Origin of the sequence: Microbacterium plantarum, assembly GCF_035231185.1 — a bacterium.
Classification (GTDB): domain Bacteria; phylum Actinomycetota; class Actinomycetes; order Actinomycetales; family Microbacteriaceae; genus Microbacterium; species Microbacterium plantarum.
In genome coordinates this window covers 2,322,670-2,336,552 of sequence record NZ_CP141117.1, presented here as the reverse complement: position 1 = coordinate 2,336,552, position 13,883 = coordinate 2,322,670, and the positions used below count along the sequence as shown (strand labels likewise).

At 69.6% G+C, this 13,883-nt stretch carries 16 protein-coding genes and 1 tRNA gene; 13 read left to right on the top strand and 4 right to left on the bottom strand.

Going from position 1 to position 13,883, the window contains the following annotated elements; all coding sequences use genetic code 11:
* Window positions 1-18: 18 nt before the first annotated feature.
* The 3 genes from VC184_RS11270 (at window position 19) to VC184_RS11260 (ending at window position 3,084) form a co-directional block, all read left to right on the top strand.
* Window positions 19-1,923: a sialate O-acetylesterase gene (locus tag VC184_RS11270; RefSeq protein WP_323986184.1), complete on the top strand. Its 1,905-nt coding sequence runs from the start codon at window positions 19-21 to the stop codon at window positions 1,921-1,923.
* Between the two features lie 460 nt (window positions 1,924-2,383).
* Window positions 2,384-2,668, top strand: coding sequence for a hypothetical protein (locus VC184_RS11265; RefSeq protein ID WP_323986182.1), 285 nt, complete (start codon window positions 2,384-2,386; stop codon window positions 2,666-2,668).
* 215 nt (window positions 2,669-2,883) lie between these two features.
* On the top strand, window positions 2,884-3,084 hold the full coding sequence (locus VC184_RS11260; RefSeq protein WP_323986180.1) for a DUF3263 domain-containing protein: 201 nt from the start codon (window positions 2,884-2,886) through the stop codon (window positions 3,082-3,084).
* A 66-nt stretch (window positions 3,085-3,150) separates the two neighbouring features.
* Here the strand turns inward: VC184_RS11260 and VC184_RS11255 are convergent.
* Window positions 3,151-3,223, bottom strand: a tRNA-Arg gene (locus VC184_RS11255).
* A gap of 88 nt (window positions 3,224-3,311) precedes the next feature.
* Here VC184_RS11255 and VC184_RS11250 point away from each other — a divergent pair.
* From VC184_RS11250 to VC184_RS11235, 4 genes are read left to right on the top strand one after another with little or no spacing between them, the layout of a single operon-like run.
* Window positions 3,312-3,737, top strand: coding sequence for a hypothetical protein (locus tag VC184_RS11250; RefSeq protein WP_323986178.1), 426 nt, complete (start codon window positions 3,312-3,314; stop codon window positions 3,735-3,737).
* Entirely contained in the window at window positions 3,734-4,087 is a 354-nt protein-coding gene (locus VC184_RS11245) for a transcriptional regulator (protein ID WP_274178808.1), read from the top strand. Before VC184_RS11250 ends, VC184_RS11245 begins: the two co-directional genes overlap by 4 nt.
* Window positions 4,084-4,683 (top strand): GNAT family N-acetyltransferase, encoded by a 600-nt coding sequence (locus VC184_RS11240; RefSeq protein ID WP_323986176.1) that lies wholly within the window; start codon window positions 4,084-4,086, stop codon window positions 4,681-4,683. The genes VC184_RS11245 and VC184_RS11240 overlap by 4 nt, the downstream gene beginning before the upstream one ends.
* Complete coding sequence (locus tag VC184_RS11235) at window positions 4,680-5,063, top strand: YybH family protein (RefSeq protein ID WP_274178806.1); 384 nt, start codon at window positions 4,680-4,682, stop codon at window positions 5,061-5,063. Before VC184_RS11240 ends, VC184_RS11235 begins: the two co-directional genes overlap by 4 nt.
* Before the next feature lie 17 nt (window positions 5,064-5,080).
* Here VC184_RS11235 and VC184_RS11230 read toward each other — a convergent pair whose 3' ends face one another.
* Both VC184_RS11230 and VC184_RS11225 read right to left on the bottom strand, forming a co-directional pair.
* Window positions 5,081-5,887 (bottom strand): SGNH/GDSL hydrolase family protein, encoded by an 807-nt coding sequence (locus tag VC184_RS11230; protein ID WP_323986174.1) that lies wholly within the window; start codon window positions 5,885-5,887, stop codon window positions 5,081-5,083.
* A 75-nt stretch (window positions 5,888-5,962) separates the two neighbouring features.
* Window positions 5,963-6,370, bottom strand: coding sequence for a RidA family protein (locus VC184_RS11225; protein ID WP_114588469.1), 408 nt, complete (start codon window positions 6,368-6,370; stop codon window positions 5,963-5,965).
* A gap of 104 nt (window positions 6,371-6,474) precedes the next feature.
* On the opposite strand from VC184_RS11225, the gene VC184_RS11220 reads away from it, so the two are divergent.
* Genes VC184_RS11220 through VC184_RS11210 form a run of 3 tightly spaced genes read left to right on the top strand, consistent with a single transcriptional unit; the run spans window position 6,475 to window position 9,850 of the window.
* A complete protein-coding gene (locus VC184_RS11220; protein ID WP_274178803.1) occupies window positions 6,475-7,302 on the top strand; it encodes a transglutaminase-like domain-containing protein in 828 nt (275 codons plus the stop codon).
* A gap of 59 nt (window positions 7,303-7,361) precedes the next feature.
* Window positions 7,362-9,029, top strand: coding sequence for an arginine--tRNA ligase (locus VC184_RS11215; RefSeq protein ID WP_323986172.1), 1,668 nt, complete (start codon window positions 7,362-7,364; stop codon window positions 9,027-9,029).
* A 5-nt stretch (window positions 9,030-9,034) separates the two neighbouring features.
* Window positions 9,035-9,850, top strand: a complete 816-nt coding sequence (locus VC184_RS11210; protein ID WP_323986170.1) for an LmeA family phospholipid-binding protein — start codon at window positions 9,035-9,037, stop codon at window positions 9,848-9,850.
* Between the two features lie 32 nt (window positions 9,851-9,882).
* Here VC184_RS11210 and VC184_RS11205 read toward each other — a convergent pair whose 3' ends face one another.
* Window positions 9,883-10,398, bottom strand: coding sequence for a hypothetical protein (locus tag VC184_RS11205; protein WP_269267742.1), 516 nt, complete (start codon window positions 10,396-10,398; stop codon window positions 9,883-9,885).
* Between the two features lie 35 nt (window positions 10,399-10,433).
* Between VC184_RS11205 and VC184_RS11200 the strand changes: the two genes are divergently transcribed.
* The 3 genes from VC184_RS11200 (at window position 10,434) to VC184_RS11190 (ending at window position 13,882) form a co-directional block, all read left to right on the top strand.
* Window positions 10,434-11,027 (top strand): YdeI/OmpD-associated family protein, encoded by a 594-nt coding sequence (locus VC184_RS11200; protein WP_323986169.1) that lies wholly within the window; start codon window positions 10,434-10,436, stop codon window positions 11,025-11,027.
* Window positions 11,028-11,156: 129 nt separating this feature from the next.
* Window positions 11,157-12,566, top strand: coding sequence for a diaminopimelate decarboxylase (lysA, locus tag VC184_RS11195; RefSeq protein ID WP_323986167.1), 1,410 nt, complete (start codon window positions 11,157-11,159; stop codon window positions 12,564-12,566).
* On the top strand, window positions 12,563-13,882 hold the full coding sequence (locus tag VC184_RS11190) for a homoserine dehydrogenase (RefSeq protein ID WP_269267739.1): 1,320 nt from the start codon (window positions 12,563-12,565) through the stop codon (window positions 13,880-13,882). Before lysA ends, VC184_RS11190 begins: the two co-directional genes overlap by 4 nt.
* The last annotated feature ends 1 nt before the right edge of the window (window position 13,883 follow it).

Sequence of the window (13,883 nt, the reverse complement as noted above, 5' to 3'; positions counted from 1 at the left end):
CACGGGAAGGGGTTTCGCATGGCACTCGCGCAGATCACTATCCGCCGCGGCACAACTGCCGAGTGGGCGGCAGCGAACCCTGTCCTCGGCGACGGGGAAATGGGATACGACTCCACCCTGAAACGGGTGAAGGTGGGCGATGGAGTGGTGTCGTGGGTCGGCCTCGGCTGGTCGACGATGTCACCGGGGGAGGTGCAGTCTGTCCTCACCGCCGCGACGATCATCGACCAGGCTGACACCCCCACGGACGCGTCCGTCGCGAACCTGATCACCACCCCCGGATCACAGACCAACACCCAACTATCCACCGCCATTGCCGAGGCCGCCGGGAATGAGTGGCTGCTGCTACACGCGGGACCACCGGCAGCACAGTCCAACGTGGCTGGACGTGGAACTCCGTACTCCGCTGTCACCGATCCGGAGAACGAACTCATCTTCCAGTTCGGCTACAAGACGCGGACCCTCCGCAAGGCGACCGAACCGCTCGACATGAATGAAGGCGGGACCCCGGGAATTGGGCCGATGTTCCAGTTCGCACGGCAGCTCATCGCACGGGGCCTCAATGGCGGTCGGAGGATCCTCATCATCCCGTCGGCTCGGGGAGGAACGCAGCTGTCAAAGGACACCGCCGCCACCTGGCGTTCCAGCGTCCGCGACTCGCTGTGGGATAACTGGGTGCGACTGCGAGCGGACGCCATCGCGGCGATCGAAGCACGCGGCGAGACGTGGATCGACTTCGCAGCTATCAGCATTCAGGGCGAGAGTGACGGCGACCAGAATGTCTCCGGCGCCACCTACCAGGCGGATCACGACGCAAACATCGTGGCGATGCGCGCAATCGTTGGCGACGACATGCCGCTGCTCGTCGGCGGCATGGTTCCGGAGTACCTCAACACCGGCACCCGAGCCGCGATCAACGCCGTCCATGCGACCGTCGCGGAACGCCACCGCGCCGTCGCCTTCGTGCCAGCTCCGCTGAACCGCAACAAGGGCGATGGCAACCACTTTTCCCGTCAAGGCGAGGTGGAGATCGCAGCCAATATGGCTGACGCATTCGCGAAGCTCTATGCAGGGCTCCCTTACGATTCGGGATACAGCGCGCCTGCAGGACAAGTGACGGGCGTTGCCATAGGAGCGGTGGCGGGAACCTCGGTTTCACTGACGTGGACGGCGCCCGTGAACGCGGTCAGCTACCGGGTCGAATACCGTGCGGTTGGTGCCGCCTCGTGGACTGCCGGGCCGCAGCCCACCACGACCGCAGCTACCGTGTCCGGCCTGACGCCCGTGACGCAGTACGAATTCCGCGTGACTGCTCGGAACGGTGCTGGTGTCGACAGCGCTCCCTCCGCAGCCGTGTCTGCCACGACTGCTGCACCATCGTTCCGCGCCTTCACTAGCGACGGATTCTCCGGATCTGGCGTCCTGGCGGGTCGGACGACGGATGCCTTCGACGGTGGGTCGCCGGCAGGCTATGCAACGCCCGGCCCGTCCGATCGCGGAACAGTGAGTGGGGGCAAGCTAGTCCCGGGGAGTGGCAGTGGCGTCTGGGGGCAATTCCTACTTCCGGATCCGCGCGGACGGGTGGAGCTGACGTTCGACGCTCTACCGACGGCCGGCTTCGTCTACCTGTCAGCGCGCACGTCGAACGTTTCGGGCGCGGGCGGTTATCGACTGGCCGTCGGGTCGACTTCCATGCAGCTCGAGTCGAACGGGGCGGTGATCGCGTCGGCTATTCCGATCACAGCCCCCGCATCGGTCGCGCTGGATGTGAACGGGACAGCTATCCGCGTCCTCGTCAACGGTTCCGAAGTGGCGAACGTCACGGACTCGGTAACCAGCGCGGCCGGATATGCCGGCATCGGTCTGGGAAGCACCGCTGTCGGCTTCGTCTGTGACGCGCTGAAGGTCTCGACGGTGTTCTAGCCGTGCGCCTGCATCTCGGCGTCGAACTCTCCGCACGCGTCCGAGCAGTACCGGTCACCGGATCGCTTCGGGCGCTGCCTGCACATTACGCACCGCGAGTTGCGGCGGACGAACCACGCTGCGATCCGATGTATCGGCAGTCGGTCGGCGGTCATGCGCGAGAGTGTACCGGAAACACATCTATCGCACGCAGATAGTTCAGCCCCCGACCGCCTCCACGCGAGGTCGGTCGGGGGCTGTTTCGCGTGTCCGGGACTGGTGGCGCGCCTTCGCCGAGGCTAGTTTGATACGAGGCCTAGCTGTGAGAGCCGGTCGTCAACTTGAGCCCATGAGGGATCGTCCTCGTACCAGCCCTCTGCGCGCGCTTGCGCGACGAGCGACACGATCTCGTGCTCAATCTCCTGCCGCGTCATGCACTCATGGTAGACCATGTCGGCGCCGGATGGCATGATCGACACCCATGGCCAACTGGCACCCGATACTTGCTGCCGAGGAACGCGTACCCGGCACGTGGACGATGGTCGACCCTGACGGCCGTGAGTACGGGCTCGTGGAGATCCGCCGGGTCGACGGGCGGATCGCGTACCGGGTGACCGCGATGGGGCGGCCGGCCGGCTACACAGCCACGCTCCGGGAAGCGTGCTTCCGTATCCACCATGCGTTCATCGCGTCGCACAGCCCCGGCCCACCACCGGGCGGGATCTACCCTGACCTGAACGGCATCCTCGACGCCGGCCGCGGGTAGTCAGCGTCGCTTTCGGTTCCGCGCGCGCTCGAGTTCTTCCGGTGTCGCCTGACGTGACACTACCGGGGTTGCCTCCGGTGTCCCCTGACCGAGGAACGGGCCCGTCTCGGCTCGCATCTGATCTGCGGACGGGAAGGGGCGGCTTCCTGAACGACGGTTGCTCGGCATGCCCGCACCATACAGCAATGTCCGAACCCCCACCGATGATGGGGTGCATGGTCAGCACAGCACAGCTGCTCGACTTCGAAGCCGCACACCCCACATGGACGGGGCGCAAGGAAGAAGCCATCATCCGTGAGCTCGGGTTGCGTCCCGCACGGTACTGGCAGTTGCTGCACCGTGCCGTGTTGACGCGGGAAGCGGTCGAGCATGACCCGATGACATCCCACCGGATCGTGCGTCGACTGGCTTCGTGAGGCGTGGGATGCACTTAGGGATGCACCGGGATTCCCCGCCTGACCTGCTTGCCTTACTCTCTACTGTGCCCCCGACAGGAATCGAACCTGCGACCTTTGGTACCGGAAACCAACGCTCTATCCCCTGAGCTACGGAGGCGTGCCGATCGAGACTATCACCGCGGAGGCGACCGGAACGACCGCGGGAGAGGTGGCAGCATTCGCTTTACAACTGTTAAAGTCATTGCATGGCGCAAAACAGCTTCGCATACGATGACGCAGCCCGCATGGTCGCCGTCGGGACGAAGGCCGAGAGGGATGCGCGTCGCGCGACGCGCTGGTTCCGGATCTTCGTCGTGGCGCAGGCCACGTACGCGCTCGCGTTCACCCTGTCGATCGACGTCGCCGGCGTCGGCTACTGGAAGGCCTTCGCACCCTTCCTCCTCGCGACGCTCTGCATCTGGACCATCGCGTTCCGCTACCAGCGGTCGGTGCCCCGCAACGGACTGCGGAACATGGGGATCGCGGTCGCGACCTGGTTCGCGCTCTACACGCTGATGCTCGACCCGGCGCTCCAACTGCTCCAGCTCTCGTCGCCGTGGTGGTGGGTTCTCGCGGGAATCGTGTCAATCTCTCCGATCCTCGCCTGCCTCTTCCCGAGCTCACGCCGATGAGTCACCCGCGCAAGGACATCGACGCCCTCATCCATTCGCCCGTGCGCTTCTCGCTGCTCGCTGCCCTCCGCAATCTCGAGGACGTCGACTTCCGCTTCCTCGCCGACCTGCTCGAGGTGAGCGACTCGACCCTGTCGCAGACGCTCACCGTGCTGGCCGACGCGCGGCTCGTCGAGGTGCGGAAAGAAGCCGTCGGCAGGCGGACGCGGACGTGGGTCGGCATCACGGATGCCGGTCGCGAGGCGTTCGCCCGCCACCTGGCGACGCTGCAGGCGATCATCGAATCCGGTTCCGCGACGCCGACAGCGCCGGCATCCGACCGCAAGCAACCCAAGGACGCACCCGCATGACACCTCGCACTCGTCTCGCCGCCGAGAACGAACTGGATGCCGCCGCCGACGCTCTCGCGGAGGCGTTCGAGGATTACGCGTGGACACGCCATGTCATCCCCGACGATGACTACGCGTGGCGGCTCCGTGAGCTGCAGCTCGTCTACCTGCGGCACGCGCACGCCCACGGCTTCGTCGGGGTCACGGGGCCCGCTGACGGAGTGATCGCCGTGCTCCCGCCGGATGCGCCCGACCCGGCACCGGCCGTCGTCGACCGCATCGTTCAGCTGCACGGCGACCGACTCGGACGACTCGGCGACGCCGCTGACACGCCGTCCGAGCCGGACTCGTGGCGGATCGAGACGGTCGGCGTCGTGCCCGCCAGTCAGGGGCAGGGCCTCGCATCCGACCTCATCCGGTTCGCGCTCGCGGAGGGCGGGCGACGGGGCGCCGACCGCTTCGCGCTCGACACATCGGACGAGCGCAACGTCCGGCTCTACGAACGACACGGCTTCTCGGTCGTCTCGCGGGTCGAACCGCGGGGCGCGCCACCGGTGTGGAGCATGAGCGCCGTCGTCGGCGCCGCCGCTCCGATGAACGAAAGGACCAAGACATGACCGCATCCGAGACGCTCGCCCGCTACATCGCCGCGACCAACACGCATGACTTCGACGAGGTTGCACAAGTGCTCGACGCGAGCGCGGTGTACTACTTCGGCGATGCCACCTGCGTCGGCCTCGCTTCCGTCCGCGCCTACTTCGAGCGGACGTGGACGCTCATCCCCGATGAGGTCTACGGGGCGGAGGACGTCGAGTGGGTCGTGGATGCCGCCGATGCGGCGGTGGCCGTCTACACGTATCGCTGGAGCGGACACATCGACGGACAGGCCCGAAGCGGTCGCGGTCGGGCGACCAACGTCTTCCACCGCACCGGCTCGGGCTGGCGTCTCGTGCACGAGCACCTCAGCACGGGCCCTTCGCCCCACAGCGGCGCTTAGGCGGCGAGACCAGCGGGTCAGGGGACGAGCGGCTCGGGAACGGGCTCGGCGGCGACGGCCGGTGCATCCGTGATCGCCGCGACGTCGGCTGCGAGGCGATCGGCGAGATACGCGTGCCCCGCTGTCGATGGGTGGTCGCGCCCCGTGGCACTGGTGTCGATGACGTCGCTGTAGTTGGCGTCGGTGATCCAGCCCTCGGCGATGGGGGAGAGGTACCACCAGCCCCGGGCGCCGGCGAGCTCGGCGAGATCCCGGTCGACGCGGGCCGTCTCACTCTCGACCGGGAGCACCTGCGGTGCGGGGCCCAGCACGACGATGCGCGCTTCGGGGTAGGTCGCCGCGAGATCGTCCCACGCCGCGTTCACGGCGTCGCGGTACCCGGCGGCACCTTGCTTGCGGTCGTTGATCGACCCCTGGATGATCACGAGGTCGGGATCGAGTGCGGGGTCGAGCGCGGCGATTCGGTCGCCGAACGCGGGACCGTCGATGCCCGGCTTGAGGTAGCCGCTGCCGCGGATGCCGTCGACGATCGTCGTCCACCCGGTTCGCTGGGCGACGACATAGGCGTATCCGAGGGTCGGATCGGATGCCGCGGAGCCGTAGGTCCACGAGTCGCCGAAGATCAGAACGCGAGCCCCCGTGGGAAGCGCGAGCGGCGGCGCCTCGATCCTCGCGACCGCGCCGGGTCCGGCCGCCACCGGTGCCGCCGTGGGAGCCGCCCAGGGCCGCAGGAATGCCGTCAGCGCCACCGCGACGACGGCGGCCGAGATCGCCGAGACAGCCCACACGGTTCTGCGGCGGGGGCGGGCGTTTCGGGTTCGCACACGCTGAGGGTACGTCATCGGATGGGGTGCCGGGACGCCTGCGTGGCAAGACCGCGCGGCCCGAGGCCTGACCCCTCAGTCGCGGACGGCGGCGACGGCTTCGATCTCGACGAGCTGATCGTCGTAGCCGAGCACCGTCACGCCCATCAGCGTGCTGGGCACGTCGTGGTCTCCGAAGGCGTCGCGCACCACCTCCCAGGCGGTGACGAGGTCGGCCTGCGAGCTCGACGCGACGAGCACACGCGTGCTGATGACGTTCTCGATCCCCGCGCCGGCGGCCGCCAGGGCGACCTTCATGTTCTCGATGCAGGATGCCGCCTGGGCGGCGTAGTCGCCGACGCCGACCGTCGACCCGTCGGCGGCGAGCGGGCACGAACCGGCCAGGAAGATGAGGCGCGCGTCGGCGGGCGCGGTGGCCGCGTACGCGTACTCAGCGGCATCCGACAGGGATGACGCGCGGATGAGGGTGACGGTCTTCGACATGAGGGCTCCTCGTTTCATGGCCGACCACCAGCCTCTCATCGCGGCCGATCCGATCACCGCCGGGAGCGGCCCGACGGCGCTTCGCTGCGTGCGAGGATTACCCGGTGCAGCGCATCCTGACGGCCGAACTCGACCTCCAGCTGACCGGTCCCGTCGACGTCATCCTGCAGATCGCCGCGTCGCGCGCGGCGTCTTTCCGCAACGAAGAACTGAGCGTCACGCTCGCCGGCCGCTCGCTGTCCGTCTCCGAGATCGTCGACCCGCCCGCGTCTCCCGCGGGCACGCGCATCCATCGCCTCGCGGGAGAAGCGGGCACGATCTCGGTTCGGTACCGCGCTGTCGTCGACGGCTCCGCCGCCCCGGCGCCGACGAGCGAGCTCGAGACCATCGCGTACCTGCGGCCGAGTCGCTACGCGCAGTCCGACGAGGTGTTCGCGCACGCGCGTCGGCAGTTCCGGGGCCTGCAGGGCCGCGAACTCGTCTCGGCCATCAGCGACTTCGTGGCCTCGAACACGACCTACGCGCCGGGTCTCAGCCTCGGCACCGACTCCGCGGTCACGACCCTCGCGACCGGACAGGGGGTGTGCCGCGACTACGCCCACCTCGTCATCGCGCTGCTGCGCGCGATGGACGTTCCCGCGCGCTATGCCGCCTGCTACGCGCCGGGGCTTCGCCCGATGGATTTCCACGCCGTCGCCGAGGCGTACGTCGACGGCGCCTGGCACGTCATCGACGCGACTCGGCTGTCGAACCGCCGCGGGCTCGTCCGGATCGCGACCGGCCGGGATGCCGCCGACTGCGCGTTCCTCAGCTACTACGGCGGCAACGTCGCGCTCACGCATCTGCGGGTCGATGCCGAGGTCGCCGGGGGAGACGCCGCCGTCGACGATCCCGCCCGAGACGATCACGAGGCTTTCATCACCCTCGCGTGATGCCGTCCGCGAGACGTTCAGCATCGGGCCCGTGGCCGCCCGCCTAGAATCGGAGGGCTATGAATCCCGATGCTCTTGCCGAAGCCCTCCTGTCCGTCGTCGCCCCGCTCGCCGAGGCGCGACGCCCCGGCTCGAGCGATGGTCTCACCGCCGCCGACTTCGTGTTCGAGCGCCCCAAGAACCGGGACCACGGCGACTGGGCGTCCAACGCGGCGATGAAGCTGGCCAAGCGTGTCGGTGCGAACCCGCGTGAGTTCGCCGCCGAGATCGCCGCGGCGCTCGCCGAGACGCCGGGGGTGGCATCCGTCGAGGTCGCCGGCCCCGGGTTCATCAACATTCGCCTGGATGCCGCCGCCGCCGGCGCGCTCGCCCGCGAGATCGTCGAGGCGGGGGCCGCGTTCGGCCGCAACGACAGCCAGGCCGGCAACTCGATCAATCTCGAGTTCGTGAGCGCGAACCCCACCGGTCCGATGCACATCGGGCACACGCGCTGGGCGGCGCTCGGCGACGCGATCGCCCGTCTCCTGCTCGCCAGTGGGGCCGAGCTCGTCCGCGAGTTCTACATCAACGACGCGGGAGCGCAGATGCAGCGGTTCGGCCGCTCCGTGCTCGCGAGCGCCAAGGGAGAGCCCACGCCCGAGGACGGCTACCCCGGCGCGTACATCGACGACCTCGCCCAGCGGGTGCTGTCGGCGCGCCCGGATCTGCTGACCCTCGCCCTCGAGGAGCAGGAGCAGGTCGCTCTCGACCTCGGCTACGAGCTCCAGATGGCCGACCTCAAGGACTCGCTCGAGAAGTTCAACGTGCACTTCGACGTGTTCTTCAGCGAGCGGCTGCTGCACGCGACCCCCGCCGACGGTGGACCGAGTCTCGTCGACCAGGCCGTGGACCGGCTGCGTGCGCAGGGACACGTCTTCGATCAGGACGACGCCGTCTGGGTGCGGACGACCGACTTCGGTGACGACAAGGACCGCGTCATCCGTCGTTCCAACGGCGAGTACACCTACTTCGCCGCCGATGCCGCCTACTACCTGAACAAGGGCGACCGCGGTTTCGCGCACAAGATCTACCTGCTGGGCGCTGATCACCACGGCTACGTCCACCGTTTGAAGGCCCTCGCAGGCGCGGCCGGTGACGACCCCGAGAAGGACATCGAGGTGCTGATCGGCCAGCTCGTCTCGGTCAACGGTGCGCGTCTGTCCAAGCGTGCGGGCAACATCATCGAGCTCGACGACCTGCGCGACTGGCTCGGCACCGACGCGCTGCGCTACTCGCTCGCGCGTTACCCCGCCGACTCGCCGCTGACCCTCGATCCCGAGATCCTGCAGAAGCGCACGAACGACAACCCCGTGTTCTACGTGCAGTACGCGCACGCCCGCACGCACAACGTCGCGCGCAACGCCGCCGACTCCGGGGTCACCCGCGATGCGTTCGCCCCGGAGCTGCTCGACCACGAGACCGAGTCGGCTCTCCTCGGCGCGCTCCAGGAGTTCCCGCGCGTCGTGGCGTTCGCTGCCGAGCTGCGCGAGCCGCACCGGGTCGCCCGGTACCTCGAGGAGCTCGCGAGCCTCTACCACCGCTGGTACGACACCTGCCGTGTCACGCCGCTCGGAGACGAAGAGGTCACCGACCTCCACCGCACTCGCCTCTGGCTCAACGACGCCACCGGGCAGGTGCTGCGCAACGGGCTCGACCTCTTGGGTGTCAGCGCCCCCGAACGGATGTGACCGACGTGAGCGGTGCCACTCAGCCCACCCTTCCGCTGCCCGAGGCTGTCGCCGTGCCGCCGAAGCGACGGCGGCGGGCGCTGCCGTGGATCATCGCTCTCGTCGTGGTCGTCGGCCTTGCGATCGCCGCGTGGTTCGTCGCTGAGAGCATCACGCGCAGCATCCTCACGAATACCGTGCGCGAGCAGGTGATCACCCGGCTCGCACTGCCCGAGGACCGGCAGATCGACGTCGGCTTCGACGAGCCGGTGCTGCCCCAGGTCATCGGGGGCCGGCTCGACCGTCTCGATGTGGCGAGCGACGGGATCCCGCTCGGCGACGTCGTGGCCGACGTGTCGGTGCGCGCGACCGATGTTCCCATTCGAGCCGACGGAGGCGACATCGGATCGGCGGAGGCGACGGTGGTCTTCGCGGAGGACCAGCTCGAGACCCTGCTATCGCAGGTCTCCGGCGACTCAGGTGCGGGGGTCACGCTGGATCCGCCGAACGTGACGGTCGACGTCGAGATGCCGCTGTTCGCCCTCTCGGTTCCGCTCGGGCTCGACCTGACGCCGAGCGCTGCAGACGGTGACATCGTCCTGACGCCCACTGCTGTCCGGCTCGGTGGCGCGGCGCTGACCGGCGACGATCTCCGCCAGCGATTCGGCTCGGCCGCCGACGGCGTGCTGCGCGACTACCCGATCTGCATCCGCGATCGCCTTCCCGCCGGGCTGACGCTGCGCGAGGTGCGCGTGGAACCCGGCGCGCTGGTGGCCGAGGTCGATGTCGACGGAGCGATCATCCGCGATCCGGCGCTTCAGGCCGACGGCACCTGCGCCTGAGCCGGCCGCCCCACCCGGACGCCTGCCCCGGCTCAGTGGCCGTGAGCGAGGAGAAGCGCGACGGCGACCGCCGCGACCAGCCCGAGCAGCAGCGCGGATGCGACCAGGCGCTGCAGCGCGGTCAGGCCCGTGCGCGCACTGGCGAGCAGCACGACACCGACCAGCACCGCCGCGTCGGCGATGATCCCGATGATCAGCGCCGTGTCGAGGTCGATGAGGTCGAGCAGGGCGAGCAGCAGCGCGAGCAGCGGGAGCGACGCGGTTCCGAGGGCGACCACGGCCGTGCGCGCCATGACCGCCAGCTCTCGTGCGCTCGGGAACTGGCGATGCCCGATCTGATGGGCGATGACTTCGGCGACGAAGCCGGCGGCCGCGATCGCGAAGATGCCGACCGCGAGGGCGAAGATCGACTCGGTGACCGTGACGTGCTCGGCCGTGAGGAGTCCCGCCAGGATCGCCAGCCCGGTCACCGTCGCATAGATGCGTTCCTTCAGCGCACCGATACGCTCGTCGAGTCCGGCCGGTTCGCGCGTTCCATTGCCCATCATCGCCTCCTGCGCCAGGCTACAAGCGTGGAGTGCTCATGACAGCGGATGCCGGCGGTCCGCCTCTTCTCGTCGTCTCGGATGCGGCCGCGTGGCGAGCCTGGCTCGACGCGCACGAGTCCGACTCCGACGGCGTGCGGCTGGTGCTCGCAAAGAAGAACGTGACGGAGCCGACGTCGCTGACGTACGCCGAGGCGCTCGACGAGGCGCTCTGCAGCGGCTGGATCGACGGCCGGCGGAACTCCCGAGACGACTCCACCTTCCTGCAGCTCTTCACGCCGCGCCGCGCCCGTTCGATCTGGTCGCTCCGCAATGTGGGGATCATCGAGCGGCTGGTCGCGGAGGGGCGCATGCGTCCCCGCGGCCGGATGGAGGTCGAGCGTGCGCAGGCCGACGGGCGCTGGGAACGCGCTTACGCAGGCCAGGCCGGGGCCGCGGTGCCGGCTGACCTCGAGGCTGTGCTCGCGGCGTCGCCCGCGGCATCCCGCCGGTTCGCCGCGCTCCGCGCCGCCGAGCGGTACTCCGTCCTGCATCCTGTCCTGAGCGCGCCGTCGGATGCTGCGCGGGCGGCGCGGATCCGCCGGGCCGTCGCCCGGCTCGCGGAAGAGGACGCGCCCTCGTCGCTCTCGTGAGCGGGCTCACGGCCGCGTCTGTCGCGGGCGGTCACACCGGCGGAGCCCGCGCGGCGGGTGTCCTAGACTGGCGGCACCGTCGCGGCCCCGTCTGCCGGACGGTCAGCGTCTCTCCCGATTGGTGTTCCCGTGTCCGCGTCCGACGTCCGCCCTGCCGTACCGGAATGGCTGCTCCCTCCCGCTGACGTCAACGAGCTGGTCGAAGCCGTCTGGCCGCCCCGCGCCGAGCGCGACGACCTCGGTGCGCTGTCCGTCGGCGGCATCGCGACCACCGACCTCGCCGCTCAGTTCGGCACGCCGCTCTACGTGCTCGACCAGGATGCCGTCGTGGCGCAGGCGCGTCGCGTCCGTCAGGCATTCGACGCCGCCGCCGCACGCCACGGCACGAGCGCTCGGGTGTACTACGCCGGCAAGGCGTTCTTGAGCACCGAGATCGTGCGATGGGTGACGGCGGAAGGGCTCGCGGTCGACGTCGCGACCGGCGGTGAGCTCGCCGTCACCCTGGCTGCGGGAGCGGATCCGGCGCGCATCGGACTGCACGGCAACAACAAGTCGCGCCTCGAGCTCGCGCGCGCCGTCGAACTCGGAGTCGGTTCCGTCATCGTCGACAGCCTCGTCGAGATCGACCGGCTCGCCGAGATCGCCGCCGCACGCGAGGCGGTCCAGCCCGTGCTGGTCCGGGTCAACAGCGGCGTGCACGCCGAGACCCACGACTTCCTCGCGACGGCCCACGAGGACCAGAAGTTCGGCTTCGCGCTCACGGATGCCGAGGCCGTGGTCGCTCGCATCCGCGAGCTGCCCTCGCTGCGTTTCCTCGGGCTCCACTGCCACATCGGATCGCAGATCTTCGGTACGGCGGGCTTCGCCGAGTCGGCGTCACGGCTCGTGGCCGTCCACGCCCGCCTTCTCGGCGGCGGCGAGGTTCCGGTGCTCAATCTCGGCGGCGGCTTCGGCATCGCCTATACGAGCGTCGACGACCCGACCCCGATCGAAGAGCTGGCCGACGGCATCGTCGCGGCCGTCGCTCGCGAGTGCGAGGCCCACGGCATCCCGCTGCCGATGCTCGCCTTCGAGCCCGGTCGGGCCATCGTCGGCCGCGCCGGGGTGACCCTGTACGAGGTCGGCACCACCAAGCCGGTCCGCGTCAGCGACGAGCTCGAGCGCCTGTACGTCAGCGTCGACGGCGGCATGAGCGACAACGCACGGCCCGCCCTGTACGGCGCGGCCTATTCGGCACGAGTCGCGAACCGTCGCAGCGACGCGCCCGCCGCGCTCTCGCGTGTCGTGGGTCGGCACTGCGAATCGGGCGACATCGTCGTCGACGCCGAATACCTGCCCGCCGACGTCACTCCGGGCGATCTGCTGGCTGTCCCGGCGACGGGTGCCTACTGCTACTCGCTCGCCAGCAACTACAACTACGTCCCGCGCCCGCCCGTCGTCGCCGTCTCGAACGGCGTAGCCCGGGTGATCGTCCGCGGCGAGACGATCGACGACCTGCTCGCCCGCGACGCGGGCATCCCCACAGAAGGAGCCGAATGACGGACTACCGCCGCCTGCGCGTGGCCCTGCTCGGAGCCGGCGCCGTCGGCTCGCAGGTCGCCGCGCTGTTGCTCAAGCATGGAGACGAACTGGCCGATCGCGCCGGAGCCGCCCTCGACCTCGTCGGTATCTCGGTGCGCGACATCGACGCGCCGCGAGACGTCGAGCTGCCGCGCGAGCTGCTGACCACCGATCCCGAACCGCTCCTCGTCGGCTCCGACATCGTCATCGAGCTGATGGGCGGGATCGAGCCCGCGCGCACGAGCATCCTGAAGGCCATCGGCGCCGGAGCCGACATCGTCACGGCGAACAAGGCGCTGCTCGCCACGCACGGACCCGAGCTGTTCGAAGCGGCCGACCAGGTGGGCGCGTCGATCTACTACGAGGCTGCGGCCGCCGGCGCCATCCCGATCATCCGCCCGCTGCGCGACTCGCTCGCCGGCGACCGGGTGCAGCGCATCATGGGCATCGTCAACGGAACGACGAACTACATCCTCGATCGCATGGACCGCGAGGGATCGGACTTCGCCGACGTCTTGGCCGACGCGCAGGCGCTCGGGTACGCCGAGGCCGACCCGACCGCCGACGTCGAGGGGTACGACGCTGCCCAGAAGGCCGCGATCCTCGCGTCGCTCGCCTTCCACACCGCCGTGCCGCTGAATGCGGTGCACCGCGAGGGCATCACCCAGATCGACGCCGACATGATGGATGCCGCGCGCAAGGCCGGCTTCGTCATCAAGCTCCTCGCCGTGTGCGAGCGCCTCGCCGATGCCGAGGTGTCGCCGTCGGGCGAGACGATCTCGGTGCGCGTCTACCCCGCGCTCGTGCCTCGCGAGCACCCGCTCGCGAGCGTGCACGGAGCCAACAACGCCGTGTTCGTCCAGGCGGAGGCCGCGGGCGACCTCATGTTCTACGGCGCGGGCGCGGGCGGGGTGCAGACCGCGTCGGCTGTGCTGGGCGACGTTGTATCGGCGGCCCGCCGCCACATCGCCGGCGGTGTGGGCGTGGGGGAGTCGACGCGGGCGAACCTGCCGGTCGTCCCGATCGGTCACGTCACCACGCGCTACCAGATCACCCTCGAGGTCGACGACCGCTCGGGCGTCCTCGCCGCGGTGGCGGGGCTGCTCAGCGACGGCAACGTCTCGGTGGCGACGCTCGAGCAGACGATCGTCGCCGACGGCGACGTGCAGACGGCCCGCCTGGTCATCGGCACGCACACCGCCCGCGAGCAGGACCTCAGCGACGCTGTCGCCTCGCTCGGCGAGAGCGGCGTCGTCAAGCGCGTCGTCTCGGTGCTCCGGGTCGAGGGAGACTGAC